This window comes from Tardiphaga sp. 841_E9_N1_2 (assembly GCF_051811065.1).
Lineage (GTDB): Bacteria > Pseudomonadota > Alphaproteobacteria > Rhizobiales > Xanthobacteraceae > Tardiphaga > Tardiphaga robiniae.
The window spans coordinates 4,377,505-4,403,408 of record NZ_JBPWQC010000001.1 but is presented as its reverse complement, the minus strand read 5'-3'; the positions used below and the strand labels follow the sequence as shown (position 1 = coordinate 4,403,408).

Sequence of the window (25,904 nt, the reverse complement as noted above, 5' to 3'; positions counted from 1 at the left end):
TTATGCCATCCCCGTTGGCATGGCGCGTGGAAATTGGGCGGCGACCCTGCCTTCGGGGCGGGCCGTTTGCACGCCAAGACGGCGAAGCGGGATTCATGACTGGAAGCGGAGCGACTTACGTCGCCGGCTTCTCGCGGCGCTCGCGCACTGAGCCTTCCTGCGCCACGGTCGCCACCAGCGTGCCGTCGGGCTTGAAGATCAGTCCACGCGCGAGGCCGCGACCGTTCTGGGCGCTCGGCGAATCCTGGCTGTAGAGCAGCCATTCGTCGGCGCGGAACGGGCGGTGAAACCACATGGCGTGATCGAGACTGGCCGCCATCGCCTGACCGTCGAACAAGGTGCGGCCATAGCGGGCCATGATGGAATCGAGCAGCGAAAAGTCCGACGCATAGGCCAGCGCGCACATATGGAGCGCCGGATCGTCGGGCAGCTTCGCGGCGGTACGAATCCAGAAATTAATCCGCCCCTCCGGAATCTTCTCGCCAGCATAACGCTGGAATTCCACCGGACGCAGCTCGATCGGCCGATCGGACTCGTAATAGCGGCGGATGAAATCGGGCATCTTCTCGATGATCGGATGTTTCGAGAGCTCTTCCGCAGTGAGCTTGTCCGGCGGCGGCACGTCTGGCATCGGATCCTGGTGGTTGAACGAGTCCTCCTCCTCGGCGTGGAACGACACCATCATCGAGAAGATCGCATGGCCGTGCTGGATCGCGGTGACACGCCGGGTCGAATAGCTCTTGCCGTCGCGCAGGCGCTCGACCTCGTAGACGATCGGAATCTGCGGGTCGCCGGGCAGAATGAAATAACAATGCAGCGAATGCGGCATGCGGCCTTCGACGGTGCGGCACGAAGCCACCATGGCCTGGCCGATAACCTGGCCGCCGAACACCCGCTGCCAGCGCGTTTTCGGGCTGCGCCCGCGGAACATGTTCACCTCGATGGTCTCGAGATCGAGGATATCGATCAGATCGATCAGGCTCTTGGACATGTCGGCATCTTTCGCTCAGCGGCAATATTAAGGGAGGTTTACCAAGACCTTGGCCGTGCAGGCCCCGGTCCCATTGCCGCCCTTGTTTCGCGATCCTGTTTCGCCCAGCTATAAGCGCGTGGCAACAGCGAGAACGGATATCATGGCGGCACAACGAGGCATTGTCATCGGCGGCGGAGCCTTCGCCGGACTGGCGCTGGCTTTGGCGTTGCGCCAGGGGCTTGGCCCCGATCTGCCGATTATTGTAGCCGATCCCGCGCTGGCGAACCGGCCGAGCCGCGATCCGCGCGCCACGGCCATCGTTGCTGCCTGTCGGCGGCTGTTCGATGCTCTCGGTGTCTGGGATGCTGTGGCTGCCGAAAGCCAGCCGATTCTCGACATGGTCGTCACCGATTCCAAGCTGGAAGACGCCACCCGTCCGACCTTCCTGACCTTCGGCGGCCATGTGGAGCCGGGCGAGCCGTTCGCACATATGGTCGAAAATCGCCGGTTGATCGACGAACTCGTGATCCGCGCCGAAGCGGCGGGCGTCGACCTGCGTGCGACCGCGGTGACGACATTCGATTCACGGGCCGACGGTGTCAGCGTCACGCTCGGTGATGGCAGCGTGATTGAAGCAGCACTTCTTGTCGCTGCCGATGGCGCGCGCTCGAAGCTACGCGAGCGTGCGGGCATCGCGACCCATGGCTGGGATTATGACCAGTCCGGTATCGTCGTCACGGTCGGCCATGAGCGCGATCATGACGGATGTGCCGAAGAACACTTCCTGCCCGCCGGGCCGTTTGCAATTCTGCCTTTGACTGGCAAGCGTTCGTCGCTGGTGTGGACCGAGAAGCGCGCGGAAGCCGCGCGCATCGTCGCTTTGCCGGATGATGAATTCCATGCCGAGCTCGAGCAGCGGTTCGGCCTGCACCTCGGCGAGGTCAAAGCGCTCGACAAGCCGCGGGCCTTTCCGCTCGGCTATTTCGTCGCGCGCTCCTTCATCGGCGAACGGCTGGCGCTGATCGGCGACGCTGCGCATGTGATCCATCCGATCGCGGGGCAGGGACTCAATATGGGTCTGAAGGATGTCGCGGCATTGGCAGAAACCATCGTTGATGCTGCACGTCTTGGGATGGATTTCGGCCAGAGCGATGTCTTGGAGCGCTACCAGCGCTGGCGCCGCTTCGACACCATGACAATGGGTGTCGCCACCAATGTGCTGAACGTCCTGTTCTCGAACGATCTGCCCTTCGTGCGCAGCATCCGCGACATCGGTCTCGGCATCGTCGATCGGTTGCCGCCGCTGAAGGGCGCGTTCATCAAGCAGGCTGCGGGATTGTCGGGGGAAGTGCCGCGGCTGTTGAAGGGCGAGGCACTGTAGGCAGCACGTCATGCGGTTATGCCGCTCAACGTGGTGAAGGTGTCTGCTTCTTCTCGCCTTCGAACAGTGGGCGCTCGCGGATCAATCTTTCGCCGACGAGATCGAAGAAGGCCCTGACGCGCGCCGTATTCTTCAAATCCGCATGAGTCACGATCCAGAGTTCACCCTCAAGTTCCTTGAGGGGCTCAGATAGTGCTCTTGCCACCCCGGCGTCGTGATCTGCGAGATAGCACGGCATTAGCGCGAGCCCGATGCCGGCCTTCGCTGCGACGAGCTGGTTGACCAGACTGTTTGTCCGATAGACGAAGGCCTTCGATGGCGCGGCGCGCGACAGCCAGTCGGCGGCCCCGATGCCTGATGTTGTTTCCTCCCAGCCGATCAAGGAATGGCGATCGATCTCGGATGGATTCGATAACGGGCCGCCAATTGCCTCGAGATAGGCAGGGGCGGCATAGAGCCCCCACGCGATGGCCGACAGTCTGCGTCCCCAAAGATCGCCTTCCTTCGGACGGATAGGGCGCAATGCGATGTCGGCTTCGCGGCGCGACAGGCTCAGTACGCGGTTGTCGATCATCAACTCCACGACAATGCCGGGGTGAGTCTGCTGGAACGCGGCGAGAAGCGGCGTCAGCCGGCTATAGGCCAGCGTTTCGGACGACGTGACCGTCAGGCGGCCGGACAAACGATGATCGCGACCGGATATGTCGCGATCAAGCGCCAGTGCCTCGTCCTCCATGCGCTCTGCGCCGGCAGCCATCCGCGCACCGGCCTCCGTCGCTTGATAGACGCCGCCTGGAAGCCGTTCGAATAGTCGCACGCCAACCTTGTCCTCCAACGCTTTCAGGCGGCGGAAGGCCGTGGAGTGATCGACGCCGAGTGTTATCGCCGCCGCTGTCAAACTGCCCGTGCGTTGGATGGCGAGCGCCAGCCGAAGTTCGTTCCAATCATCCATGTTGACGAAGATAGCAGTGCGTTTGCTTGCAGTCACGCAAGCGCCGCTGGCGAAATGCCCATGGGACTTGCGTCTGTGCGGGCGCTACCTTGCTGGTGCGATAGCGACCCCACGACGGATGCAATGAAAGATCCAATCATGAAACTCTATTACGCCACCGGTACCTGCTCGCTCTCGCCGCACATTGTTGCGAACGAGGCGGGTATCCCGCTTGAACTCGTGCGGGTGGATATCCGGAAGTCGCCCCACGTCACCGAGGCGGGCAGCGACTATTCGGCGGTGAACCCGAATGGCTATGTGCCGGCGCTGGCGCTCGATGACGGCACAGTGCTGACCGAGGGCACCGCGATCGTTCAATACCTTGCGGACCTCAAACCCGAAAGCGGGTTGGCGCCGCCTGCCGGCACACCGCAACGCGTTGACCTGCAATCCTGGCTCAACTTCATTGCCACCGAACTTCACAAGATGTTCAGCCCGTGGCTGTTTCACCCCGAATATGGCGCACAGGCGGCGGATGTCGCGCGCGTAAAGATCGCAGAGCGGCTGGCATCGGTCGAACGCCATCTGGAGGCGGGCAGGCCGTTCCTGCTCGGGGAAGGCTTCACGGTGGCCGACGCCTATCTGTTCACGATCGTCGGGTGGTCCAACTTCGCAAAGGTGGATCTGTCCAACTTTCCGTGTCTGCGCGACTTCATGGCTCGCGTCGAAGCGCGACCCGCCGTGCAGCAGACCATGCGCGCCGAGAGAATAAAGGTGAGTGCATGACCGTGGATCAACCAGACGCGCCAGCACTGACGCTCGTCAGCCATCATCTCTGCCCTTACGTGCAGCGAGCGGCCATCGTGCTTGCCGAAAAGGGTGTCCGTTTCGAGCGGTGCTATATCGATCTCGCGCACAAGCCGGACTGGTTTCACGCGATCTCCCCGCTGGGCAAGGTTCCGCTTCTGCTTGTCCGACGCGACGGCAATGACACCGCCGCACTCTTCGAGAGCGCGGTGATCTGCGAATATCTCGAAGAGACGCAGATGGGCGTGCGGCTTCACCCATCCGATCCGCTCGAACGAGCCGGGCACCGTGGCTGGATCGAGTTCGGCTCGTCGATCCTCGCGGATCTGTGGGGATTTGAGACGGCCACCGACGCGAACAGCTATGAAGCGAAGCGGAAGATGTTGGCCGGCAAATTCGGTCGCATCGAGAACGTGCTAACCGCAGCGCCGTTTTTCGCCGGGCAGCACTTCAGTATGGTCGATGCGGTTTACGCGCCGATCTTCCGCTACTTCGATGTGTTCGATAGCATCACTGACACGGAAGTCTTCGCCCAAACACCCAAGGTTCGGGCATGGCGCGCAGCGTTACGCAGGCGTCCGAGTGTAGCGAACGCCGTCACGGCCGACTACGCCGACCGGCTGCGCGCATTTCTCGCCGAGCGCGACGCACATCTTCTCAAGATCGCAGCATGAGGCAGCCATGAGCCAGGGCGTCGCATGGCTGCTGCTGATCGTGGCCGGGCTTCTGGATGTGGGGTGGGCGATTTCGATGAAATATGCCACGGGTTACACCCGACCGGGCTGGACCATCCTGTCGCTGATTTTCCTCGCCGCGTTCGTCTATCTGCTCGGCCGGGTTCTGGAGGTTTTGCCGGTGGGGTCCGCCTACGCGGTATGGGTCGGGATCGGTGCAGCTGGGACGGTCTTGTTCGGAAGCGTGCTGTTTGGCGAGTCGATGACTCTGCTGCGCGGCGGCGGGGTCGCCCTCATCGTCGCGGGAATCGTCGCCTTGAGATTTGCGCCGGCATGAGCCGCCACATCAGAAATTCAGTCGATCTTCCGCGCTTCTTCCGGGAGCATGATCGGAATGCCATCGCGGATCGGATAAGCAAGCTTGGCCTGGCGCGAGATCAGCTCCTGGCGGGCGGCATCGAATTCGAGTTGGCCCTTGGTCAGCGGGCACACCAGAATCTCGAGCAGCTTGGCGTCGACGGTGCTTTCGGCGCGCTCGATTGGCGGTGTGGTCATGGGTGCGCTCCGGTGATGCGGTCGTTGATCATGGTTATTTATCAGAATTACTGCAGCGGTGGGTCGCCGCTGGTGCGCTTCTTGGCCAGATCCATTTCAGTGACAGCGATCAGGATCTCAGCGCGGGTCTTGAGATCGGGCGCTTCGAGCATCGCCTGTTTCTCGGGCGGACCATAGGGCGACATCATCGCCAGCGCGTTCACCAGGGCCTCGTTGGGCGCCTTGTCGATACCTTCCCAATCCACTTTCAGGTTGTTGGCCTTGAGGAAGTCGGTGAGCACCGCGAGCAGCGCGGCCCGGTCGACATCATCTTCGCCCTTGCGTGCGGTGAAATCGTCGATGAAGGGGAAGTAGTCGACCTTGCACTGCCGGTACGCCGTCAGCACCGAGAGTTCCCGCACCACTTCGAAACGGGAAACGCCGGTCAGTTCGAGGATGTAGCGGCCGTCACCGGATTCGGCGAGCTGGGTGATGCGCCCGACACAGCCGACTTTGAACAGTGCCGGCTTGGCCTCATCCGGCGAATGCGCCGCATCGGGCTGGATCATGCCAATCAGCCGGTGCCCGTCGCGAAGCGAATCGTCGATCATCGCCAGATAACGCTGTTCGAAAATGTTCAGCGGCATCTGGCCACGCGGCAGGAGCAGTGCGCCCGGCAACGGAAAGACCGGGATCACCTCGGGAAGTTCGGCAGGCCCGCGATAGTCGGCATTGATGGGCATGTCCGGTTCCGATTCGTCACGCGAGGAGAATTACGAGAACAGGATAGTCGATAACCGCCTGCGACCGTCAACGGTGGCCTCATCCGTCGGTCCCCAGGCGTCGAAGAACTGGATCAATTGCTTGCGGGCGCCGTCGTCATCCCATTTGCGATCACGCTTGACGATTTCAAGCAGGTGACCCGTGGCCTCACTGCGTTGATTGGCGCCATTGAGCGCGATCGCAAGGTCGAAGCGGGCCTGATGGTCGAGCGGATTAGCGGCAACCTTCTGTTCCAGTTCGGTGACCGGACCGAGCGCACTGGCCTGTTCGACCAGATCGATCTTGGCCTGCACGGCCTTGACCGCAGCGTCCTCACGCTTCGCGACCGGGACGAGCTCAAGGGTCTGCTTGGCCTGCTCGATGGCGCCGGTCTCGACGTAACAGCGGGCAAGGCCAGCAATGGCGGCGATATTGCCGGCATCGGCGGCAATCACCTCGCCATAGATCGAAGCGGCGGTGGCCGGATCGCCTTCAGCCAGAATCGCTTCGGCTTCCTGAAGCAGTTCTGCTGCCGTGGGCTCGGCGCCGGGCATGCCGGCTGTCATCTTGTCTATGAACGCATTGACCTGGCTCTCCGGAACCGCACCCATGAAGCCATCGGCCGGCTGGCCGTTGACGAAGGCGATCACGGCGGGGATCGACTGGATGCCCATCTGGCCGGGAATCTCCGGATTCTCGTCGATGTTCATCTTGACCAGCTTCACCTTGCCCTTGGCGGCGGTCACGGCTTTTTCGATGACAGGAGTCAGCTGGCGGCACGGACCACACCAAGGCGCCCAGAAGTCGATCAGGACCGGCTGGCGCTTGGATTCCTCGATGACATCCTGCACGAAGGTGCGGGTGGTCGTGTCCTTGATGAGAGCGGTTGCTGCCTGCGGCGTCGAACCTGCCTGCGGCGCCTGTGCGCCGCCCTGATCCATGATGGTCACGTGAACCTCGCTCGATGTCTGAAAAATTTGGCTGCTTCTAGCATGGCCTGAGCGATTAAATGGCGTCCGTGACAGTAATTTGCAATCCGGTGAAATAGGTCCGGCAGGGGTCGTTTCGACCCGAGAAGCGACATTTGACTGTTTTGAACCGTTTTCCGGGCCGAATCGGGCTCAAAGGGCCGTAAATCGCGATTAACTCGCCGCGATCCGAGTTGCAGTCTAACTGTTGCATTCGCCACCGGCATTTGGCATAGGTCTGCGCGTCGGCGGCGAGCAATCGCCGCCTGTCTTCTCGGATGCGGGTGTAGCTCAGTGGTAGAGCACGACCTTGCCAAGGTCGGGGTCGAGGGTTCGAATCCCTTCGCCCGCTCCAGAATTTTTCCTGGTTTTTTGGCATCAGTTTTATCGATCACAGGCCGCCGTCCGGCGGCCTTGTCGTTTGTGATCTGCAGGCACGTAGATCCGCCCCGCATCGCTTGAAATCATCGGGCGTTGGGCAGACAATCCACGGGCGAAGCGGGTACGAGACTGACGATGCCGTCGACCACTGATTCCAACCTGGAAATTGCCAAGCGTGCCAATGACGAGGCGCGGGCGGATTTTGCGACCTGGGTGATGATGGCGAAGCTGAAAAGCCTCGACGCGCTGCCGCAGGAAGCCCAGACATTCTATGCGGGCTATCTCGCGCTGCTGGCGCGTGGCAAACAATCCGAGCCAGCCGCGGCCGAAGCCACCATCCAGACTGTCTACCGCAGCTATTATTCCCGCATGGGCGGCACCGGCATCGCGCCCATCATCAAGACGGCTTCGAGATCAAGACCAATGCCCGACGACAACAATAACAACGTCACGCCTTTTCGCCGGATCAAGCCCAACACGCCACCGCCCCCGCGCGAAAAGAAGAAGCTGCCGGTCGCGTTGATCTTCATCGGGTTGATCTTGCTGGCCGTGGCCTGGCGCTATCTCACCAAGGGTAGCCTTTAAAAAACGTAGCAGTGATCGCGCGATGATGCGGTGCGATGCGCCAATTGCATCAGGCTACTGGAACTAACTTTCAAAATTTTTTCAAGATGTCGTCGTGATGGCGACGTCTTTCATTTGCGCGAGCGTTAGTTGCGCTTTTCACCTGCGACATTTGTGCTAGCATCTCACTGTCTGAGAAAATCACAGACCAATAAAGTTCGTCTCGAACGTTCAATAAGACATAGCAGCCGCAACAAGCTGCACAGGGAGTGACGCGATGAAATCGATGACTGGTCGATCCGTTGTTGCGTGCGCCGCCATCCTCGCTACGGCGATCGGCATGGCCTCGCTCAATCAAGCGAGCGCACAGCAAAAGCTCAAGAGCTACAAATCCGATACCAAGGAATTCTGGACCAATCCGCCGGACGACTGGTTCCTCGGTGACGAGACCGAGGCACAGAAGGGGCTGGCGCCGCCGTCGGGCCCGCCGACCGGTGCGTCCGATGCCGAACTCGCAGCCATGATGAAGAAGATCAAGCTGCCGCCGGGATTCAAGATCGAGGTCTATGCGTCCGGCGTGCTGGCGGCGCGGCAGATGGCCTGGGGCGATAAAGGCACGCTCTTTGTCGGCTCGTTCGGCCTCGGCAACGTCTATGCGATCACCGACAAGGGCGGCAAGAAAGAGGTCAAGACCGTCATCAAGGGCATGAAGATGCCGACGGGCATCGCCTTCCAGGACGGTGCGCTCTATGTGATCGATATCAACAAGCTGATCAAATACGAGAATGCCGAGGCAAATATCGACAAGCTCGGTGACGGCAAGGTGGTCTACGACGACATGCCGTCATTCGCGGCACATGGCTGGAAGTATCTCGCGCCGGACAAGGACGGCTGGTTCTACGTTCCGTTCGGACCTCCCTTCAACATCGGCATTCCGCCGACCAGCCTCTCGCAGATCCGCCGTGTCGATCCCAAGACCGGCAATGCCGAAATCGTTGCGCTGGGCGTGCGCAACTCGGTGGGCGGCGACGTCGATCCCCGCACCGGCAAATACTGGTTCACCGAAAATGCGCGCGACTGGATCAGCGACGATATGCCGAGCGACAAACTCAACATGATCTCGAAGCTTGGCGAGCATTTCGGCTATCCGCATTGCCATCAAGGCAACATGCCGGATCCGAAATTCGCCATGGGTCACAAGTGTTCGGAATTCACGCCGCCGGTGTTGAATCTCGGCGCCCATGTCGCTCCGTTGGGGATGAAGTTCTATACCGGCAGCATGTTTCCTGCCGAATACAAGAACAACATCTTCATTGCGGAGCATGGCTCGTGGAACCGGCACAAGTATCAGGGCGCACGTATCAAGCGTGTGATCGCCGGGCCGGATGGCAAGAACGCCAAGCAGGAGATCTTTGCCTCCGGCTGGATCGAGGGTGACCAGGGTTATCTCGGCCGCCCTGCCGATATCGTTCTGGCCAAGGATGGATCGCTGCTGATTGCCGACGATTGGGCAGGCGCAATCTATCGCATCAGCTACGCGAAGTAAGTCGCGAATTGCGTGAGGCTGGAGTTGCGTCATCCGCAGCTCCAGCCTCATGTATTCTGGAATGGGAATGTGGCTCATGCATCGTTCTGCAATCGCGGCTGTTCTTGTCTTTCTAGTTCTTGGTTCTGAGTCCAGTCCGGCTGATGCCGCCGATATCGCCGCGGGCAAGGAGAAAGCCGAGCTCTGCAGCGGCTGTCACGGCGAAAACGGCATCTCGCAAATGGAGAACGTCCCTTCGCTCGCCGCACAGCCGGATCTGTTTATCCAGTGGCAGCTGGTGTTCTTCCGCTCGGGCACCCGCAAGAACGAACAGATGCAGCCGGTCTTGGAGCAGATCGACAACAACGACATCCGTAATCTCGGCGCCTATTTCGCCTCGCTGAAGCCGCCGGAGGGCAAAAAGCCCGATGACAATCCGGATCTGTCGGCCAAGGGCGCGCAAGCGGCGGTCGGCCGGCGCTGTGCGTCGTGTCACACGGAAAGTTATGGTGGCACGAAGGCGGTGTCGCGTATCGCCGGACAGCGCGAGGACTATCTCGTCAAGGCGCTGCGCGATTACAAGTCCGGCGTCCGCGCCGGTGGCGGCATGGCAGCGATGGCTGAGGTTGCCTATTCGCTAAGTGAAGAAGAGATCACTGCGCTGGCGCATTATCTGGCGCATCTATGAGGGCAAATCCGTAGCCCGGATTGCGATTGGCCTGATCCGGGCTACGTTGCGATGCTTACGCTACCCGCTGATACTCATAGGCCTTGAGATGCGTATAGATCATCCGCAGTCGCGGCACGGCAACCTTGGCGGCATCGGCGCGGGCGATGACATCGCCGACGATCTGGTCGGCCTCGATCTGCGCCTTGTTGAGGATGTCGCGATACATCGAGGCGGTCATCTTCGAACCTTCTGCTGTCAGCATGCCCTCGGTGCGTTCGAGGAAGGCTGCCCGCGGTGCGAAGCCGTTGGCCTTGGCGACGCCACTCATCTCATCCCGCACGCCGAGGATGAAGTCCCGGCCGCCAGGTGCCGCGACGATGTCACCGACAGCGCCGCGCATCGCGCTGGTCGAGCCGGCAATCGTCGCCAGGAACACCCACTTCTCCCACATATCCTGCATGATATTCTCGGAGGCCGCGCCTCCAAAGTTGCCGGTCGCCATGATCGCAGCGATCGCCTTCACGCGATCTGAACTGCCGCCCTTGCGTTCGCCGAAGCTGAGCACCTGCATTGGCGCCATCTGGACGACCTCGCGCGCCTCGTTGAGCGTCGCTGCGATCTGGCATTGGCCGCCCATGACGTTCTCGGCGCCGAACTTCTTCTCCAGTACGTCGAGATGCTTCATGCCGTTGAGCAGCGGAATGATCGCCGTGTTCGGCCCAACCGCGGGTGCAAAGGACGCGATGGCGTCGTCGAGGTCGAAGGCCTTGCAGCTCAGCAGCACGACATCGAATTTCTCCTTGATCGCATCTGCCTGCACCGTCGGCGGATTCTTCAGGGTCATGTCGCCGTGCGGGCTCTTGATGACAAGGCCGGCGCTTGCCAGCTCACCGGCGCGCTTCGGGCGAACCAGGAAAGTGATGTCATTGCCGGCCTGTAACAGCCTGCCGCCGAAATAGCCGCCGATGGCACCGGCGCCGACCACGAGAATACGCATTGGGATGAGTCCATGTTGGATTGGAACGTGAAGCTGTCAAACAGTAGCCCGTCATTGCGAGTGAAGCGAAGCATCCAGTTCCTTGTCGATGCAGGGCTGGATTGCTTCGTCGCAAGGGTTCCTCGCAATGACGGCTGTGGCGTGAGCGGACTACCACTTCTCTCCGAACGGGCGGATCTCCAGCTCGAACGTCCAGGCGCTACGCGGCTGCTGATAGAGCTGCCAGTATGACTGGGCGACCGATGCAGGCGGCATCAACAAATCGGGATTGTTGAGCGCCTCCTTGCCCCACATCTGCTCGCGGCGTTCGCGCACCCAGGCGGTGTCGACGCCGCTGTCGATAATCAGATGGGCAACATGGATGTTTTTCGGGCCGAGCTCGCGGGCCATCGCCTGAGCTACTGCACGCAACCCGAATTTGGCCGATGCAAAAGCGGCAAAACCACTGCCGCCACGCAAGCTCGCGGTGGCGCCTGTGAAGAAGATGTTGCCCTGGCCACGCGGCATCATCAGCCGTGCAGCTTCGCGCCCGGCCAGGAAGCCGGAATAGCAGGCCATCTCCCAGACCTTGCGAAACATCCGCTCGGTCGTCTCCAGAATTGGGAAATTGACGTTGGCGCCGACATTGAAGATGCAGACCTCCAATGGCGCATGCGCATCGGCGTCATTGAGGAAGGCGGCGATCTCGTCTTCCTTGCGGGCATCGAGCGAGCGCGCCACGATCGTGCCGCCCATAGCCTCGATCTCTGCCACCAAAGGCGCCAGCTTGTCGCCGTTACGGCGCCCAGCGAACACCGTGAAACCTTCGGCGGCGAATTTCTTGGCGATCTCCGAGCCGATAAAATCACCGGCGCCGATGACCGCGACAGTCGCGTTGCGCTTCTGCATGATGTGCTCTCCGCTATTTGCCGGCGCCGGTAATCAATTCCTCGACCTCGCGCAGCTGTTCCTTGCCGAAGAACATCTCGTTACCCACGAAGAAGGTCGGCGAGCCGAAGGCGCCGCGCTCCACGGCGGTCTGTGTGTTCGCCACCAGTACTGCCTTCACCTCGGGCTCCTGTCCGCGTGCGAACAGTCTTGCGCCATCGAGACCCGACTCGGTCAGCGCTTTGATGGCCACGTCGGGGTCATCCATCTTCTTTGGCTCACCCCACATATGATGGAATGCCGCCTCGACATATTTCTCGAACACGCCGTCAAGCTGTGCCGCGATGGCGACGCGCATCAGGTTCAGCGTGTTGACCGGGAAGAACGGATTCATCGTGTATGGCTTGACGCTGAAGCGCTTCACGAACCGCTCGGTCTCGATTTGATGAAATTCACGTTTGTTCTTGACGCCGGCATAGGTCTCCGCCGGCGAGCGATTATTGGTCGCCTTGAAGATGCCGCCCAGCAGGACCGGGACGTATTCGAATGTCACGCCGGTGCGCGCTTCGATCGCCGGGATCGCCAGATGGCTGAGATAGGCGTTGGGGCTGCCGAAATCGAACAGGAATTGTGGCGACGTCTTAGTCAAGGCGGTCTCCCGAATTTTTATTGGGTGCAGTGTGGCGCAGCACGTGCGATGCGTCCACATCTTTTATGATGACCGTAATGCTATGGCTTGACGGCGTACAATGTCAGATCAGACGCTGTACGGTCCGTTTGCGCCACACCAGCATGTAATAGCTCATCTGCAGAAGAAACATGGCGCAGAAGGTGATGGGGTAAGCGGCCCAGACGCCATCGAGACCGATAGTGCGGCTGAGGATGACGGCCGAGGGCACCTCGATGGCAACGATGGCGAAAACCAGAAGCGCCAATGGTGCGAATACCGTTCCGCTGGCACGCATCATTCCGGAGAAGGTTGTGGCCATGCCGAACAGGACCGAACTCCACAGTACAATGTGAAGCGATCGCTGTGCGAGTTCGAGGACCACGGGATCGACAATGAAAAAGCTCATGAGAGTGCGGGAGAACAGGTAGGCGATCGCCACCAGTCCGCCGGTCAGGACGAGGTTCATCAGCAATCCGGTGCGGACGATGGCGCCGAGCCGGTCGGCCTGGCTGCGGCCGATGGCCTGCGCGCCGAAGATCGAGACCGTAATCGAGATCGAAATGGCCGGAAACTGCACATAGCTCAAAATCTGGTTGACCGCGCCATAAGCGGCGGTCGCGTTGGAACCGAAGCCGTTGACGAGGCCGAGCAGCACAAGTTCGGCCACCGACATTACGGCCATGCCGATCGCGGAAGGGATACCGATCCGCAACACCTTGCGCAGCAGCGCGGGGTCAAGCCGTATTCTGCGCAGGAGCTCCGCGTCGGGCGCGAGCGCGTGTTTCTTGCGGCGCAGGTACATGGCGAGCCAGAGCAGCGTGAACGCGCTCGACGCGGCCGCGGCGCAGGCGGCGCTGGCCACGCCAAGTCGCGGCAGGCCAAACCAGCCCTGGATCAGCGCCGGTGTGACGGTGAGGCCTATGAATGTGGATAGTGCCAGCGCCCATAGCGGCGTCACGGTGTCGCCGACGCCGCGCATCATCGATGTCATCAGAATGAAGATGAAGGTCGCCGGCATCGCCAGCATCATGATCCGGGCATAGGCGCTGGCCTGGTCGAGAACATCTGCCGGTGTCGCAAGCGCAACCATCATTGGTCGGCTCAACAGGGCGCCGAACACCGCGATGATGACCGCTAGCAGAAGGGCGACAGCGAGAGTCGTGCCGGCCACCGCCTTTACCTTGTGGCGCTCGCCTGCGCCCCAGGCCTGGCCAATTAGCACCGACGCGCCCGCTCCCAATCCCACGACGAAGGAGATGAAGAAAAACATTATCGGAAAGAACACCGATGCCGCCGCGAGCGCATCGACGCCGATCATCTGGCCGACATAGATGCTGTTGATGGTGCCGAACAGCGATTGCAGAATATTGCTCAGCATCATCGGCGCAAGGAAGGTGAGAAACGTCCTCCACAAAGGACGCGGTGTCATCGGCAAAGGCTCAGACATAGCGGGTTCTCGGTTGGCACGAAGACATAACGGTCCGTTAGCGCGCGTTGATGCGCACGGTGTTGTGGTGGTCGATGAGGCCGGGTGATCAGGCCGGTGTGGCGGCGGCCTGATCACGAAATGCGAGTATTACGATGTGATCGCGGATATCGACTGGCCAGTTCGCGATGAGTTCGGTGAAGCGCCGTTGATCGCCGGCAAACAGCGCGCGCGACGCTTCCTCAAAGCCCGGCCGATCCCCGGCCATGGTCGACATGAAGTGATAGGCCGCATCGCGCGCGGCGCGTTGACGATCCCTGTCGCCACTCGCGCGGCGGGCATTTTCTACCAGCTTGCGCAGCGCGACTGAGGCACCGCCCGGCTGTGCGCCGAGCCAATCCCAGTGTCGCGGCAACAGCGTTATTTCGCGGGCGACGACGCCGAGCTTCGGCCGGCCACGGCCACGGGGCTCAGCGGGCGCGTCGGTTTCCGGCTCGATAGTTGTTGGCTGAGGCAGACGGGCGACGACCTCGCGGTGGCTGCCGCGCAAATCGATATCGAGTGACTTGCCGGTGGCATTGTCGAAAATGACGATCGGATCGGCGATTGCGCCGGTCGCGATCTTGATTGCGATCGCCACCTCGGCCAATGGCCCAGAAGCCAGCAGCTTCGGACCGGCAAAGGCGCTAAACGGAGGAACACTCATTTCAGTCATGGGATAAGCCCGTCTCATCATCAAGATCGATGCTAATTATACCCGGATAATATATCTGTCAATATTACCCGGGCGATAATTAAGTGCGCCAGCTCGCAAAGGATCGCCATGCTCACTGTCCATCACCTGAATAACTCGCGCTCCCAGCGCGTCCTGTGGCTGCTCGAAGAGCTCGGCACTCCCTATGAGATCATCAGATACAACCGGCAGCCCAACATGCTGGCGCCGCCGGAGCTGCGGGCGATTCATCCGCTCGGCAAGTCGCCGGTCATCACCGACAACGGCAACACGATCGCCGAGTCCGGCGCGATCGTCGAATATCTCGTCAAAACCTACGGCAACGGCCGGCTGATTCCGCCTGACAACACACCGGAGCGCCTGCGCTTCACCTATTGGCTGCACTACGCCGAGGGGTCGGCGATGCCGCCGCTCCTGTTGAAGCTGATCTTCCTGATGCTGCCGAAGCGCGCGCCGCTGCTGATGCGCCCGGTGGTCAATGCCATCGCGGCGAAAGCGCTGAACATGCTGGTCGATCCGCAACTCAAACAGCACATGGCGTTCTGGGAAGGCGAACTGTCGAAGAGCGAATGGTTCGCGGGCCACGAGTTCACCGCCGCCGATATCCAGATGAGCTTCCCGCTCGAAGCAGCGTCCGCGCGCGCCGGGCTGGAGCAAGGCCATCCGAAGGCGATGGCGTGGCTCGCGAAGATCCATGCGCGGCCCGCCTATCAGCGTGCGCTGGAGAAGGGCGGGCCGTATTCGGTGGGGCGCTAGACCGCGGGGAAGCCGAACAGCTTCTGCGGATTGTTCGTGAGGATACGATTGCGCATCGCCTCATCCGGCACCCACTCTGCAAGCAGGTCGAGCAGCTCGCTTACGCCCATCATCACGTCCCAGTTTGCCACATGCGGCCAGTCGGAGCCCCAGACGCAACGGTCGGGATTGGCGGCGACCAATTTCTGCGCGAACGGAATCGTATCGCTATAGGGCGGCCCGCCCTGGATGCTGGTGCGATAGGCGCCGGAGAGCCGCACCCATGTGCCGTCGCGCACGAGGCCGACCAGAGCGTCGAAGCCCGGATCGTTGATGCCGCGCGAGGTCGGGAAGTGTCCCATATGGTCAACGAGGAATGGCACCGGCAGTTTCGCAAAACGTGAGGTGAGAGCCGGAATATCCTTGGCATCGATCAGGAATTGCAGATGCCAGCCCATCTCGCGGCAGAGCGACGCATAGTCGTCGAGCTGCGCGAAACCCATCCCGCCGCCATAAAGCACGTTGAGCCGAAGGCCGACGACGCCGGCTTCTTTCAGTGCCGCCTTCTCCTTCTCGGGGCAATCGAGCCCGATCACCGCGATGCCGCGCAACCGCTGGCGATTGGCGGTGAGTGCATCCACCAGCAGGCGGTTGTCGGTGCCGTGCACGCTGACTTGCGTCAGCACGCCGTAAGTCATGCCGGTCGCATCGAGCATCGATAGATAAGATGCCGCCGTGGCCTCCGGCGGTGTGTAGCTCCGCCCGGCGACGAACGGATAGTCCGGCGGCAAGCCGATCACATGGGCATGCGTATCAACGGCACCACGCGGCACGGTGAACCGTGTCGCGCTGCGCTGGCTCGGTTGCGGCCCCGGGCAAGCCCGGGGTTCGCTGGGGGATGAATCAGGCGTCTGCATAGAGAATACGTCCGCGGGTTTCGGGTAACGCATAGGCTGCGAGGAAGAACAGGCCGTAAGCCAGCACTGCGAAGATCGCGATGGCATTGCCGAGGCTGGTGGTGTTGGACAGAGCGCCGACCAGAAACGGGAATAGAGCGCCGATGCCACGGCCGAAATTGTAGCAGAAGCCCTGGCCCGATCCGCGCAGACGTGTTGGATAGAGCTCCGTGAGGAACGCGCCCATGCCGGAGAAGTAGCCCGACGCAAAGAAGCCGAGCGGGAAGCCGAGGATCCACAGCACTTCGTTGGTGAGCGTCACCTGTGTGTAGATCAGGATGACTGCGATGGCGCCGAGCGAGAAGGTCAGGAACAGGTTGCGGCGGCCGATGCGGTCGGCGAGCCATGCACCGACGAGATAACCGATGAAGGAGCCGACGATCAGCGCCGAAAGATAGCCGGTCGATGAGACGATCGACAGCTTGCGCTCGGTGGTGAGGAAGCGCGGCACCCAGAAGGTGATGGCGTAATAGCCACCCTGGCAACCGGTCGCAGCAAGCGACGCAAGGATCGTGGTCTTCAGCATCGGGCCGGCAAAGATTTCGCTGAGCTTGGGCCGATCGCCGCTGGCGTTCTGCTTGGCGCGGGTCTCCGCGGCGATGACCGGCTCTTCGACGTAGCGGCGCAGATACAGCACCAGCAAAGCCGGCAGTGCGCCGATGGCGAACATCCAGCGCCACGCCGTCTCTGGTGGAAGCCATGAGAACAAGACCGCTTGTGACAGCACGGCGAGACCCCAGCCGATCGCCCACCCGGATTGCACCGAGCCGACAGCACGGCCGCGATACTGAGGACGGATGGCTTCGCCCATCAGCACTGCGCCTGCAGCCCATTCACCGCCGAAGCCGATGCCGAGCAGCGCACGCGCCACCAGCAGCTGATCGAAATTCTGCACGAAGGCACAGACCAGCGAGAAGAACGAGAACCACAGGATGGTCAGCTGCAGCGTGCGGACGCGGCCGATACGGTCGGCAAGATAACCGCCGAGCCAGCCGCCGATGGCGGATGCGAGCAGTGTCACCGTGCCGGCGAGTCCGGCAGTGCCGGGATCGACCTTCCACATCACGATGATGGTGCCGATCACCAGCGGATAGATCATGAAATCCATGCCATCGAGTGCCCAGCCTGTGGCGCAGGCCCAGAATGTGCGGCGCTCCGGCGGATTCATGTCGCGATAGAAGGCCAGAAGGCTGGTGTCTTCGATTTCCGCGCGCTCAATGGCGCCGGGATCGGTTGGTCGGTTGCCGCTCATGGTTGTTTCCCCCGTTTGTCATCTTGGTTCGGGGGGCGCTCACCCGCGCGCCCCTGGGGGCACCGGATATGTCATTGGACGTCAGTACCCAGATGCCTCAGCGCCACGCGTACGCGGATCAGGGGCGCCAAGCAAGCCGTCTGGCGTCACCAGAATAGAGTTAGCCGAAGTCTGGCCCATCGGCTCGACCACCTTGTGGCCCATGGCACGCAGTGCGTTGAGAGTCTCTTCGCTAAAGCCGCGTTCGATGCGGACTTCATCGGGCAGCCACTGGTGATGCAGGCGCGGCGCGGCCACGGCCGACATAATGTTCATCCTGTAGTCGATCACATTGACGATCACCTGCAGCACCGTCGAGATGATGCGGCTGCCGCCGGGCGAACCGGTGACGAGTACCGGCTTGCCGTCCTTCAGCACGATGGTAGGTGACATCGATGACAACGGGCGCTTGCCGGGACCGGGCAGGTTGGCTTCGAAGCCGACAAGTCCATAGGCATTGGATGCGCCGGGTGCAGCCGTGAAATCGTCAAGCTCGTTGTTGAGCAATACGCCGGTGCCATCGGCGATCAGGCCGACGCCATAGCTGAAGTTCAGCGTATAAGTGTTGCTCACTGCATTGCCGGCGCTGTCGACCACCGAATAGTGCGTCGTATTCTGTCCTTCGCGCGGCGGTACGGCCGAGAGGGCATCGGTCCACGGCGTTGCCTTGTTGGGATCGATCGAGGCGCGCTGCCCGGTAGCGTAGTCCTTCGAAGTCAGCGTCGTGATCGGCGCGTTGACAAAAGCGGGATCGCCCAGATAGCGCGCGCGATCCGCATAAGCACGCTTCATGGCCTCGACCAGCAGATGCAGCGACGGTGCGGAGGCTTGCCGCATCTCGCCCATCGGGAAGCCTTCGAGAATATTCAGCGTCTCCAGCAGCACCGTTCCGCCGGATGACGGCAGCGGCATCGAGATGATGTCGTAGCCGCGATAGCTGCCGCGGACCGGCGTGCGAACCACGGGCTGATAGGTCTTGAGGTCGTCTGCCGTGAAGATGCCGCCTGCCGCATTGATGCCGCTGACCAGCTTCTCGGCGACGGGGCCTTCATAGAAGCCGCGCGGTCCCTGTGCGGCAATCGCCGTGAGCGTTGTTGCGAGGTCTGTCTGGATCAACCGGTCGCCCTCGCGCAGCGAGGTGCCGTCGTCACGTGAAAAGATCTTCTTCGTCGCGGGCCAGCGCGCCAGGCGTCTGTGCCAATCCGGCAGTGTATCCGCACCATCGTCAGTCAGGATGAAGCCGTCGCGCGCCAGCGCAATCGCGGGCTGTAACAGATCCGACAATGTGAACTTGCCCGAGCCGTATTTCTCCAGCGCTAGCGCAAGTCCCGCCACCGTGCCGGGGATGCCGATGCCCAAAGCTGAATCGCGGGATTTCGCGGTGTCCGGTTTGCCGTCGCTGCCGAGAAACATGGTGCGGGTGGCAGCGGCCGGCGCGGTCTCGCGATAGTCGATGGTGACGTCTTCGCCGGAGGCTGTGTGGATCACCATGAAACCGCCGCCGCCGATATTACCGGCGCGCGGATAGGTGACAGCCATGGCGAAACCGCTCGCAACAGCCGCATCGATCGCATTGCCACCGCGCGCCATGACATCCGCACCCACCTTGGCGGAGATCTTCTCCTGGGCGACGACCATGCCATGCTTGGCCGCGCTGGGTTTGAGCGTGCCTGGCGGTGCGGGGGTATAGATGTCACGCGCCTGCTGCGCGTTTGTCGATGCCGGGACGACGAGTATAAATGCGAGTGCTGCGACGCACGTACAACGCAGGAAAGCAAACGGTGCCATCGATCACTCCGGCTGACAGCGGACATGATCGCATCGCCGTCTCGAATGCTATATGGCTTGTGAAACGTACGAGACAACACTCTGTGATTCGCGGGGGGATACCACGCATGGCGGTCGCCGCCGCTTCATCAGCCTCTGTGACAGCGGCGCCAAAGACCTATCCACCGCGCTCTGCGGTGATCAGCTGGATGTTTTTCGACTGGGCGGCCCAGCCTTACTTCAGTCTCATCACCACCTTTGTTTTCGCGCCCTATTTCGCCACGCGCGTGGCATCCGACGCCGCCACCGGGCAATCCCTGTGGGGCTTCGCCACCGCTGCGGCCGGGTTGGTCATCGCGCTGGCATCGCCGATGCTTGGCGCGATTGCCGACGCGAGCGGCCGCCGCAAGCCGTGGATCGCAAGCTTCGGTGCGATCTTCGTGATTGGCGCCTGCATCATGTGGATCGGCAAGCCCGGCGATCCCGCCATCATCCTGCCGCTGCTGGTTGCCTATGGCTTGGCGACCATCGGCGTGGAATTTGCCACCGTGTTCAACAATGCGATGATGCCGACGTTGGTGCCGCCGGATAAAATCGGCCGCCTGTCCGGTTCGGGCTGGGCGCTCGGCTATGTCGGCGGCATTCTCAGCCTGATCATCGTGCTCGGCTTCATGGCTGCGAACCCGACCACGGGGCGCACATTGTTCGGTCTGGTCCCGATCCTCGGTCTCGACCCCGCGACGTTCCAGGGCGATCGCATTTCGGCGCCGCTGTCGGGCCTGTGGTTCGTCGTCTTCGTGCTGCCGATGTTTCTGCTGACGCCGGATTTTCCTGCAAAGGTTTCGCCCGGTCACGCCGTGCGTGCAGGTCTGACCGATCTCAGGCACACGCTAAGCGATCTGCCGAAGCATCGCTCGATGATGGCATTCCTGATAGCCAACATGATCTACACGGACGGGCTGGTGTCGCTGTTTGCTTTCGGTGGCATCTATGCGGCCGGCACGTTCGGTTGGAATACGATTCAGATCGGCACGTTCGGTATCATCCTGGCCATTGCCGGAACGTTCGGCGCCTTCGTCGGCGGCAAGCTCGACGATGCGTTCGGACCGAAGCGTGTGATCACTGGCAGCATCCTGCTGCTGCTGACCTCGATCATCGCGATCCTGCTGATTGATCGCGAAACCATCTTCTTCATCAAGGTCGCGCCGCCGGTGCCCGGTGGCGGTCTGTTCGCGGCGCCTGCGGAGAAGGCCTATCTTGCGCTGGGTTGCCTGATCGGCATGGCGGGCGGTCCGCTGCAGGCGGCATCGCGCACGCTGTTGATCCGGTTGGCACCGCAGGATCGCATCGCGCAGTTCTTCGGTCTGTTCGCGTTGACAGGGAAGGTAACGTCCTTCATGGGGCCACTATTGATCGGCCTCGTCACCGCAGTCACCGCCAGCCAGAAGGCTGGCATGGCGGTGCTGGTGCTGTTCTTCGTTGGAGGCCTTGGCCTGCTCGCACGGGTGCGGGAAGACTAGGGTGCGCGTCCCGGGATATCTCCGATCGAATCCTTATTTCGCTCAGCAGCGATGAGCATTTCGACAAAGGCGGTCACCTTGCGCGGCCGGAATTGTGCTGCAGGGTAAACCGTGTAGATGCCGCCGGACGGCAGCTGCCATTCCGGGAGGGCATGGCTCAGCCGCCCCGAGGCTAGATCTTCGGCCACCAGGAAATCCGGCAAAACCGAAAGGCCGCCACCGGCTCTGACTGCCGCGAGTACCCCTGGCGTCGTGTCGATGCCCATGCTCGCCTGCATGCGCACGGCCCGTCGTTCGAGGTCGCTGCGCGAGAACTGACACAGCAGCGGTTCGCGCAGTGCCATGTTGGCAATGAACGGCAGCGCAGCGAGATCCTTTGGATCGTAGGTGGCCGCGATTCGATCCGCGAATGCAGGGGCACCGACCAGCAATTGTCGGAAGGATCCGATCTTGCGCGCCTGCAGGCTGGAATCTGCAAGCCAGCCGACCCGGATCGCCATGTCTATCTTGCCGGAGGTGAGATCCATCGTCTGGTCGCTTAGCGTCTGCTCCACGCGGCAGCCAGGATAGCGCTTTGTGAAGGCCGTGACCACCGGAACGACCACTGCGATACCGTAGTCGTTGGGCGCGGTGATGCGCAGGGTGCCGGTCGGCTCGGCGGCCGCTTGGGTGAGTTCGTTGAACGCATCCTCCGCTTCCCGCAAGATCATGACGCAACGTGCATGAAACATGCGGCCGGCCTCGGTCGGATGGACGCGCCGCGTGGTCCGGACGAGAAGGCTCGTCCGCAACTCCTGTTCGAGCTGCGTCACCTGCTGGCTCACCACGGCCTTGGTGATGCCGAGCCGCTCTGCCGCGCGCGTGAAGGAGCCTGTGTCAACGACAGCAGCGAAATAAGCCAGCCGGTTCAGGTTCATCGCTATGACCGTGAGGAACGGGATAGATTGTCAGTTAATAGCATACATTCTGTCTGGTTTGTCTGTCTTATTCGAGCATTTGCCGTGTGCCATAAATCGCGTCCAAGGAGACCGATATGGCCGCTACCACGCACATCGCCTATCTCTTCGATCCGCTCTGCGGCTGGTGCTACGGCGCTTCTGCAATTCTCGAAAAGCTTGCCGCTCTGCCGGACTTTTCCTTCGCGTTAGCTCCGACCGGGCATTTTGCCGGGTCTGGTGCCAGACCGATGGACAACGGTTTCGCTGCATTCGCCTGGGCCAATGACCAGCGCATTTCCCGCCTGAGTGGTCAGCCCTTCAGCGAAGCCTATCGCCGCAATGTCCTCGGGGATCACACGCGCCCCTTCGACTCTGGCCCGGCGACGCTGGCGATCACCGCGGTCGCACTCACTGCCCCGGACCGGGAGTCCGATGCTCTCAAGGCCATTCAGAATGCACGCTATGTCGAGGGCCGCGACAACACGGACATCTCGGTTCTCTCGCATGTGCTGCGCGTGTTGCAGTTGCCGGAGATCGCCGATCGCCTGGTCGCTCCTGATGACGCGTTGATCGCTGCTAACCGTACGCGCTTCGATACAGCACGCGTCGAGATGCGCCGATTTGGCGCCAATGGCGTCCCATCCCTCATTGTGGGCAACGGGGAGAGCCGACGTCTTGTCAGCGCGAGTAGCCTGTTCGGCAGCATGGAGACGCTCGTCGAGGGACTGAAGGCAGCCTGAGTTTTACTGATCAACAGCGACAGGCGAGCCACGCCTGAATTCTACACTACCCACTCTCACGAGGAGATGCCCATGTTCACCAGGAGAACCATCATGAAAACAACTCTTGCCGCCGGTGCAGTCGCTGTGTTCGCTCCAGAGGGAACGGGCTACGCGGCTGGTGGGCTTTCGTGGAAGCACTTCCCCGCGGGCCCAAAGGGGTTCTTTCGCGCCCCCGTGCTCATTACTGGCGCGTCCGAGGCTGTTCTGATCGATGGCGGCTTCACTTACTCCGACGGTCGGGCTGTAGCCGACGCAATCAAGGCGACGGGCAAGAAGCTCACCACCATCTATGTCAGCCAAGCCGACCCGGATTACTACTTCAGCCTCAAGCCAATTAAGGAAGCTTTCCCCGAAGCTCGGGTGATTGCAGCATCCGATACGGTGGCCGCCATCAACGGCAATGTGGAAAAGAAACTCGCAGTCTGGGGGCCGCAGCTTAAGGAAAACGGCCCGCAGACGCTTGCCGATGTCGTCATTCCCAAGGCTTTCGACGACAAGAAGCTCATCGTCGATGGGGAGACCATTGAGATCGTCGATGCAGAAGGGCTGGCCAGTCGGCGCTATCTCTTCGTGCCGTCGTTGAACGCGGTGTTTGGCGGGGTAATGATCTTTGCGGGTGTGTATGTCTGGACCGCCGATTCACCGACCAAGGAACAGCGCGCTGCATGGATCGCCAATCTCGATAAGATTACCGCCCGCAAGCCGGTAATCGTTGTGCCCGGTCACATGACGCCGGACGCTCCCACTGACCTCTCGGGTGTTGCGCACACCAAGGCTTACCTTGTTGCCTTCGAGGAAGAGCTGGCCAAGGCCAAGGACTCAATAACGCTCAAGAGAGCCATGGAAGCCCGCTTCCCCGGTCTCGGCATGGGGGTTGCCCTCGACATCGGCTCCAAGGTCGCCACCGGCGAGATGAAGTGGGGCTGAGATGGGCGCCAATCTCGATCTGATCCGGGCTACCTATGAGGGATCATCATCGGAAGAGAACGGCCATAACCTGCTGGCCGCTCTCGCTCCTGATGCCGTGTGGACCGAAGCTGATGGTTTCCCTTACGCAGGAACTTACGTGGGGCCGGAAGCGATTGCGGCGGGTGTGTTTCGGCGCCTCGCCACCGAGTGGGTGGGTTACCGCGCCGATGTTCACACCTATCTCGAAGATGGCGACCGCGTCGCCGCCTTCGGCGTTTACTCTGGGACCTACAAGACGACGGGCAAGTCGATGCAGGCCGCCTTCGCACACCTCTACCTAGTGAGGGGCGGCAAGATCGCGCGCATGACGCAATATGTCGATACGCTCATGGTCCAACAGGCCTTGGCTTTGTAGCCCGATCACGCCGCTCGATGCGCCGACTGAGAAGATCGATCATCTTGGTCTATCGGTTGGCCGTGGGCCGCTGGCTAGCAGCCGGGGCTCCTTATGGCCGCAACTAGTGCTTGAAGTGGCGGACGCCGGTGAACACCATTGCGATTCCGGCGTCATCCGCCGCCTTGATCACTTCATCGTCGCGGATCGAACCGCCCGGCTGGATCACGGCCGTGGCTCCGGCCTCGATGGCAACGAGCAAGCCATCGGCGAACGGGAAGAACGCGTCTGACGCGACCACCGATCCTTTGGTCATAGGCTCGGCGAGTTTCAGTTCGGCAGCAGCATCCTGCGCCTTACGTGCGGCAATCCGAGCGGAATCGACCCGGCTCATCTGGCCTGCACCGATACCGACGGTGGCAAGGTCTTTCGCGTAAATGATCGTGTTCGATTTGACATGCTTGGCCACACGGAATGCAAATTTGAGATCGCGCAATTCAGCTTCCGTCGGCTGCCGTTTGGTAACCGGCTTTAGGATCATGTCATCGACCACCGCGTTGTCACGGCTCTGCACCAGCAGGCCGCCGGCCACCGTCTTGTAGGTCAGGCCCGGCGCGCGCGGATCAGGCAGACTGCCTGCCAGCAGCAGGCGGATATTCCGTCGTTTGGCGATGATGGTGATTGCTTCTTCGGTGGCGTCCGGCGCGATGATCACCTCGGTCAGGATCTCGGTGATGGTCTGAGCGGTCTCCGCGTCCAGCGTGCGGTTCATGGCAATGATGCCGCCGAAGGCCGAAGTAGAATCGCAGGCCAGTGCCTTGCGATAGGCGTCGATCAGGTTGCTGCCTTCGGCCACGCCGCAGGGGTTGGCGTGCTTGACGATGACGCAGGCCGAGGTGCGCTTCGGATCGAACTCGGCGATGCATTCATAGGCCGCATCGGTGTCGTTGATATTGTTGTAGGACAGTTGCTTGCCCTGCACCTGCCGCGCCGAGGAGACACCGGGGCGCAGTTCGGGCGTGCGATAGAACGCAGCGGTCTGATGCGGGTTCTCGCCGTAACGCAGCGCTTCGACGAGCTTGCCGCCAACAGCCCGGAAATCTGGCGCATCGATTTTCAACTGATCGGCAAACCAGTTCGAGATCGCAGCATCATAGGCCGCAGTGCGGGCATAAGCCTTGGCTGCCAGACGGCGGCGCAGCGTCAGCGTGGTCGCGCCCTTGTTGGTGGCGAGTTCGTCGAGCACCGACTGATAATCGGAGGGCTCGACCACGACGGTGACGTCGTCATGGTTCTTGGAGGCTGCGCGGATCATTGCCGGACCGCCGATATCGATATTCTCGATACAATCCTCATAGGAGGCGTTCTTCGCGACAGTCTCCTCGAACGGGTAGAGGTTCACGACGAGCAGATCGATCTGCGAAATTCCGTGATCCTTCATCGCCTTGGCGTGTTCGGCATTGTCGCGGATCGCGAGCAGGCCGCCATGGACCTTGGGATGCAGCGTCTTGACCCGGCCATCCATCATTTCCGGGAAGCCGGTGAGGTCGGACACGTCCGAGACCTTCAGGCCCGCCGCAGCGATCGCCTTGGCGGTACCGCCGGTGGAGACGAGGTCGATGCCGTGGGCGGACAGCGCCCGCGCGAATTCGATCAGTCCGGACTTGTCGGAAACGGACAATAGAGCGCGAGTAACCTTGCGCGGATGGTCGGTCATGATGCGTATCCCGTGGGAGAAGGACGCCGCGT

27 protein-coding genes and 1 tRNA gene are annotated in these 25,904 nt (G+C 61.6%); 13 read left to right on the top strand and 15 right to left on the bottom strand.

Annotated elements, in window-relative coordinates; all coding sequences use genetic code 11:
- Window positions 1-115: 115 nt before the first annotated feature.
- Window positions 116-991, bottom strand: coding sequence for an acyl-CoA thioesterase II (tesB, locus tag AB8A50_RS21160; protein ID WP_089263153.1), 876 nt, complete (start codon window positions 989-991; stop codon window positions 116-118).
- Between the two features lie 142 nt (window positions 992-1,133).
- On the opposite strand from tesB, the gene AB8A50_RS21155 reads away from it, so the two are divergent.
- The gene (locus AB8A50_RS21155) at window positions 1,134-2,354 is read left to right on the top strand and encodes a ubiquinone biosynthesis hydroxylase (protein WP_439078819.1); all 1,221 of its coding nucleotides are present in this window, start codon (window positions 1,134-1,136) and stop codon (window positions 2,352-2,354) included.
- A gap of 25 nt (window positions 2,355-2,379) precedes the next feature.
- Here the strand turns inward: AB8A50_RS21155 and AB8A50_RS21150 are convergent, their stop codons facing one another.
- Window positions 2,380-3,342 (bottom strand): LysR family transcriptional regulator, encoded by a 963-nt coding sequence (locus AB8A50_RS21150; RefSeq protein ID WP_439078818.1) that lies wholly within the window; start codon window positions 3,340-3,342, stop codon window positions 2,380-2,382.
- A gap of 102 nt (window positions 3,343-3,444) precedes the next feature.
- Between AB8A50_RS21150 and gstA the strand changes: the two genes are divergently transcribed.
- The 3 genes from gstA to AB8A50_RS21135 are packed head-to-tail and all read left to right on the top strand — an operon-like array spanning window position 3,445 to window position 5,103.
- Window positions 3,445-4,071: a glutathione transferase GstA gene (gene gstA / locus AB8A50_RS21145; RefSeq protein ID WP_439078817.1), complete on the top strand. Its 627-nt coding sequence runs from the start codon at window positions 3,445-3,447 to the stop codon at window positions 4,069-4,071.
- A complete protein-coding gene (locus AB8A50_RS21140) occupies window positions 4,068-4,766 on the top strand; it encodes a glutathione S-transferase family protein (protein ID WP_439078816.1) in 699 nt (232 codons plus the stop codon). The genes gstA and AB8A50_RS21140 overlap by 4 nt, the downstream gene beginning before the upstream one ends.
- A 7-nt stretch (window positions 4,767-4,773) precedes the next feature.
- Complete coding sequence (locus AB8A50_RS21135; protein ID WP_320446089.1) at window positions 4,774-5,103, top strand: DMT family transporter; 330 nt, start codon at window positions 4,774-4,776, stop codon at window positions 5,101-5,103.
- 17 nt (window positions 5,104-5,120) lie between these two features.
- On the opposite strand, the gene AB8A50_RS21130 is transcribed toward AB8A50_RS21135, so the two are convergent.
- The 3 genes from AB8A50_RS21130 to trxA are packed head-to-tail and all read right to left on the bottom strand — an operon-like array spanning window position 5,121 to window position 7,012.
- Window positions 5,121-5,321 (bottom strand): Trm112 family protein, encoded by a 201-nt coding sequence (locus AB8A50_RS21130; protein WP_068730204.1) that lies wholly within the window; start codon window positions 5,319-5,321, stop codon window positions 5,121-5,123.
- A gap of 47 nt (window positions 5,322-5,368) precedes the next feature.
- Window positions 5,369-6,043: an LON peptidase substrate-binding domain-containing protein gene (locus AB8A50_RS21125; protein ID WP_089263165.1), complete on the bottom strand. Its 675-nt coding sequence runs from the start codon at window positions 6,041-6,043 to the stop codon at window positions 5,369-5,371.
- Between the two features lie 30 nt (window positions 6,044-6,073).
- Window positions 6,074-7,012 carry a thioredoxin gene (gene trxA, locus AB8A50_RS21120; RefSeq protein WP_439078815.1) on the bottom strand — a complete coding sequence of 313 codons (939 nt, stop codon included), beginning with the start codon at window positions 7,010-7,012 and terminating at the stop codon, window positions 6,074-6,076.
- A gap of 298 nt (window positions 7,013-7,310) precedes the next feature.
- On the opposite strand from trxA, the gene AB8A50_RS21115 reads away from it, so the two are divergent.
- The 4 genes from AB8A50_RS21115 to AB8A50_RS21100 all read left to right on the top strand — a co-directional run bounded on the left by AB8A50_RS21115 (window position 7,311) and on the right by AB8A50_RS21100 (window position 10,188).
- Window positions 7,311-7,385, top strand: a tRNA-Gly gene (locus AB8A50_RS21115).
- Between the two features lie 161 nt (window positions 7,386-7,546).
- Window positions 7,547-7,996, top strand: a complete 450-nt coding sequence (locus AB8A50_RS21110; protein WP_170849625.1) for a hypothetical protein — start codon at window positions 7,547-7,549, stop codon at window positions 7,994-7,996.
- Window positions 7,997-8,252: 256 nt separating this feature from the next.
- Window positions 8,253-9,521 (top strand): PQQ-dependent sugar dehydrogenase, encoded by a 1,269-nt coding sequence (locus AB8A50_RS21105; protein ID WP_120287658.1) that lies wholly within the window; start codon window positions 8,253-8,255, stop codon window positions 9,519-9,521.
- Between the two features lie 76 nt (window positions 9,522-9,597).
- Window positions 9,598-10,188, top strand: a complete 591-nt coding sequence (locus AB8A50_RS21100) for a c-type cytochrome (protein ID WP_439078814.1) — start codon at window positions 9,598-9,600, stop codon at window positions 10,186-10,188.
- A 55-nt stretch (window positions 10,189-10,243) separates the two neighbouring features.
- On the opposite strand, the gene panE is transcribed toward AB8A50_RS21100, so the two are convergent.
- From panE to AB8A50_RS21075, 5 genes are all read right to left on the bottom strand, one after another.
- Window positions 10,244-11,167 carry a 2-dehydropantoate 2-reductase gene (gene panE, locus AB8A50_RS21095; RefSeq protein WP_439078813.1) on the bottom strand — a complete coding sequence of 308 codons (924 nt, stop codon included), beginning with the start codon at window positions 11,165-11,167 and terminating at the stop codon, window positions 10,244-10,246.
- A gap of 150 nt (window positions 11,168-11,317) precedes the next feature.
- Window positions 11,318-12,055: an SDR family oxidoreductase gene (locus AB8A50_RS21090; RefSeq protein WP_439078812.1), complete on the bottom strand. Its 738-nt coding sequence runs from the start codon at window positions 12,053-12,055 to the stop codon at window positions 11,318-11,320.
- A gap of 13 nt (window positions 12,056-12,068) precedes the next feature.
- Entirely contained in the window at window positions 12,069-12,683 is a 615-nt protein-coding gene (locus tag AB8A50_RS21085) for a 2-hydroxychromene-2-carboxylate isomerase (RefSeq protein ID WP_439078811.1), read from the bottom strand.
- A 103-nt stretch (window positions 12,684-12,786) separates the two neighbouring features.
- The gene (locus AB8A50_RS21080; protein WP_439078810.1) at window positions 12,787-14,151 is read right to left on the bottom strand and encodes an MATE family efflux transporter; all 1,365 of its coding nucleotides are present in this window, start codon (window positions 14,149-14,151) and stop codon (window positions 12,787-12,789) included.
- Between the two features lie 88 nt (window positions 14,152-14,239).
- On the bottom strand, window positions 14,240-14,845 hold the full coding sequence (locus AB8A50_RS21075) for a DUF2239 family protein (protein WP_439078809.1): 606 nt from the start codon (window positions 14,843-14,845) through the stop codon (window positions 14,240-14,242).
- A 108-nt stretch (window positions 14,846-14,953) separates the two neighbouring features.
- Here AB8A50_RS21075 and AB8A50_RS21070 point away from each other — a divergent pair, with 108 nt between their 5' ends.
- Entirely contained in the window at window positions 14,954-15,619 is a 666-nt protein-coding gene (locus tag AB8A50_RS21070) for a glutathione S-transferase family protein (RefSeq protein ID WP_439078808.1), read from the top strand.
- Here the strand turns inward: AB8A50_RS21070 and AB8A50_RS21065 are convergent.
- The 3 genes from AB8A50_RS21065 to ggt all read right to left on the bottom strand — a co-directional run bounded on the left by AB8A50_RS21065 (window position 15,616) and on the right by ggt (window position 19,633).
- A complete protein-coding gene (locus tag AB8A50_RS21065) occupies window positions 15,616-16,515 on the bottom strand; it encodes an amidohydrolase family protein (RefSeq protein WP_439078807.1) in 900 nt (299 codons plus the stop codon). The genes AB8A50_RS21070 and AB8A50_RS21065 overlap by 4 nt on opposite strands.
- Window positions 16,502-17,806: an MFS transporter gene (locus AB8A50_RS21060; protein WP_439078806.1), complete on the bottom strand. Its 1,305-nt coding sequence runs from the start codon at window positions 17,804-17,806 to the stop codon at window positions 16,502-16,504. Before AB8A50_RS21060 ends, AB8A50_RS21065 begins: the two co-directional genes overlap by 14 nt.
- An 81-nt stretch (window positions 17,807-17,887) precedes the next feature.
- Window positions 17,888-19,633: a gamma-glutamyltransferase gene (gene ggt, locus AB8A50_RS21055; RefSeq protein ID WP_439078805.1), complete on the bottom strand. Its 1,746-nt coding sequence runs from the start codon at window positions 19,631-19,633 to the stop codon at window positions 17,888-17,890.
- 107 nt (window positions 19,634-19,740) lie between these two features.
- Here ggt and AB8A50_RS21050 point away from each other — a divergent pair, with 107 nt between their 5' ends.
- A complete protein-coding gene (locus AB8A50_RS21050; RefSeq protein WP_439078804.1) occupies window positions 19,741-21,132 on the top strand; it encodes an MFS transporter in 1,392 nt (463 codons plus the stop codon).
- Here AB8A50_RS21050 and AB8A50_RS21045 read toward each other — a convergent pair.
- Entirely contained in the window at window positions 21,129-22,049 is a 921-nt protein-coding gene (locus AB8A50_RS21045) for a LysR family transcriptional regulator (RefSeq protein ID WP_439078803.1), read from the bottom strand. The two genes, AB8A50_RS21050 and AB8A50_RS21045, sit on opposite strands and share 4 nt — an antisense overlap.
- Before the next feature lie 116 nt (window positions 22,050-22,165).
- On the opposite strand from AB8A50_RS21045, the gene AB8A50_RS21040 reads away from it, so the two are divergent.
- From AB8A50_RS21040 to AB8A50_RS21030, 3 genes are all read left to right on the top strand, one after another.
- On the top strand, window positions 22,166-22,810 hold the full coding sequence (locus tag AB8A50_RS21040; protein WP_439078802.1) for a DsbA family protein: 645 nt from the start codon (window positions 22,166-22,168) through the stop codon (window positions 22,808-22,810).
- Window positions 22,811-22,882: 72 nt separating this feature from the next.
- Window positions 22,883-23,779: an MBL fold metallo-hydrolase gene (locus tag AB8A50_RS21035; protein WP_439060214.1), complete on the top strand. Its 897-nt coding sequence runs from the start codon at window positions 22,883-22,885 to the stop codon at window positions 23,777-23,779.
- Window position 23,780: 1 nt separating this feature from the next.
- Window positions 23,781-24,176, top strand: coding sequence for a nuclear transport factor 2 family protein (locus tag AB8A50_RS21030; protein ID WP_439078801.1), 396 nt, complete (start codon window positions 23,781-23,783; stop codon window positions 24,174-24,176).
- 103 nt (window positions 24,177-24,279) lie between these two features.
- Here the strand turns inward: AB8A50_RS21030 and purH are convergent, their stop codons facing one another.
- Complete coding sequence (gene purH / locus AB8A50_RS21025; RefSeq protein WP_439078800.1) at window positions 24,280-25,872, bottom strand: bifunctional phosphoribosylaminoimidazolecarboxamide formyltransferase/IMP cyclohydrolase; 1,593 nt, start codon at window positions 25,870-25,872, stop codon at window positions 24,280-24,282.
- Window positions 25,873-25,904 lie beyond the last annotated feature (32 nt).

Excerpts from the sequence above, each read along its gene's own strand:
- ggt (WP_439078805.1), bottom strand. The coding sequence starts at position 19,633 with ATGGCACCGTTTGCTTTCCTGCGTTGTACGTGCGTCGCAGCACTCGCA.
- AB8A50_RS21040 (WP_439078802.1), top strand. The coding sequence starts at position 22,166 with ATGGCCGCTACCACGCACATCGCCTATCTCTTCGATCCGCTCTGCGGC.
- tesB (WP_089263153.1), bottom strand. The coding sequence starts at position 991 with ATGTCCAAGAGCCTGATCGATCTGATCGATATCCTCGATCTCGAGACC.
- AB8A50_RS21080 (WP_439078810.1), bottom strand. The coding sequence starts at position 14,151 with ATGTCTGAGCCTTTGCCGATGACACCGCGTCCTTTGTGGAGGACGTTT.
- AB8A50_RS21070 (WP_439078808.1), top strand. The coding sequence starts at position 14,954 with ATGCTCACTGTCCATCACCTGAATAACTCGCGCTCCCAGCGCGTCCTG.
- AB8A50_RS21135 (WP_320446089.1), top strand. The coding sequence starts at position 4,774 with ATGAGCCAGGGCGTCGCATGGCTGCTGCTGATCGTGGCCGGGCTTCTG.
- AB8A50_RS21140 (WP_439078816.1), top strand. The coding sequence starts at position 4,068 with ATGACCGTGGATCAACCAGACGCGCCAGCACTGACGCTCGTCAGCCAT.
- AB8A50_RS21065 (WP_439078807.1), bottom strand. The coding sequence starts at position 16,515 with ATGCAGACGCCTGATTCATCCCCCAGCGAACCCCGGGCTTGCCCGGGG.
- AB8A50_RS21105 (WP_120287658.1), top strand. The coding sequence starts at position 8,253 with ATGAAATCGATGACTGGTCGATCCGTTGTTGCGTGCGCCGCCATCCTC.
- panE (WP_439078813.1), bottom strand. The coding sequence starts at position 11,167 with ATGCGTATTCTCGTGGTCGGCGCCGGTGCCATCGGCGGCTATTTCGGC.
- AB8A50_RS21155 (WP_439078819.1), top strand. The coding sequence starts at position 1,134 with ATGGCGGCACAACGAGGCATTGTCATCGGCGGCGGAGCCTTCGCCGGA.
- AB8A50_RS21030 (WP_439078801.1), top strand. The coding sequence starts at position 23,781 with ATGGGCGCCAATCTCGATCTGATCCGGGCTACCTATGAGGGATCATCA.
- AB8A50_RS21130 (WP_068730204.1), bottom strand. The coding sequence starts at position 5,321 with ATGACCACACCGCCAATCGAGCGCGCCGAAAGCACCGTCGACGCCAAG.
- AB8A50_RS21090 (WP_439078812.1), bottom strand. The coding sequence starts at position 12,055 with ATGCAGAAGCGCAACGCGACTGTCGCGGTCATCGGCGCCGGTGATTTT.
- AB8A50_RS21075 (WP_439078809.1), bottom strand. The coding sequence starts at position 14,845 with ATGACTGAAATGAGTGTTCCTCCGTTTAGCGCCTTTGCCGGTCCGAAG.
- AB8A50_RS21100 (WP_439078814.1), top strand. The coding sequence starts at position 9,598 with ATGCATCGTTCTGCAATCGCGGCTGTTCTTGTCTTTCTAGTTCTTGGT.
- AB8A50_RS21125 (WP_089263165.1), bottom strand. The coding sequence starts at position 6,043 with ATGCCCATCAATGCCGACTATCGCGGGCCTGCCGAACTTCCCGAGGTG.
- AB8A50_RS21060 (WP_439078806.1), bottom strand. The coding sequence starts at position 17,806 with ATGAGCGGCAACCGACCAACCGATCCCGGCGCCATTGAGCGCGCGGAA.
- gstA (WP_439078817.1), top strand. The coding sequence starts at position 3,445 with ATGAAACTCTATTACGCCACCGGTACCTGCTCGCTCTCGCCGCACATT.
- AB8A50_RS21110 (WP_170849625.1), top strand. The coding sequence starts at position 7,547 with ATGCCGTCGACCACTGATTCCAACCTGGAAATTGCCAAGCGTGCCAAT.
- AB8A50_RS21035 (WP_439060214.1), top strand. The coding sequence starts at position 22,883 with ATGTTCACCAGGAGAACCATCATGAAAACAACTCTTGCCGCCGGTGCA.
- AB8A50_RS21050 (WP_439078804.1), top strand. The coding sequence starts at position 19,741 with ATGGCGGTCGCCGCCGCTTCATCAGCCTCTGTGACAGCGGCGCCAAAG.
- AB8A50_RS21045 (WP_439078803.1), bottom strand. The coding sequence starts at position 22,049 with ATGAACCTGAACCGGCTGGCTTATTTCGCTGCTGTCGTTGACACAGGC.
- purH (WP_439078800.1), bottom strand. The coding sequence starts at position 25,872 with ATGACCGACCATCCGCGCAAGGTTACTCGCGCTCTATTGTCCGTTTCC.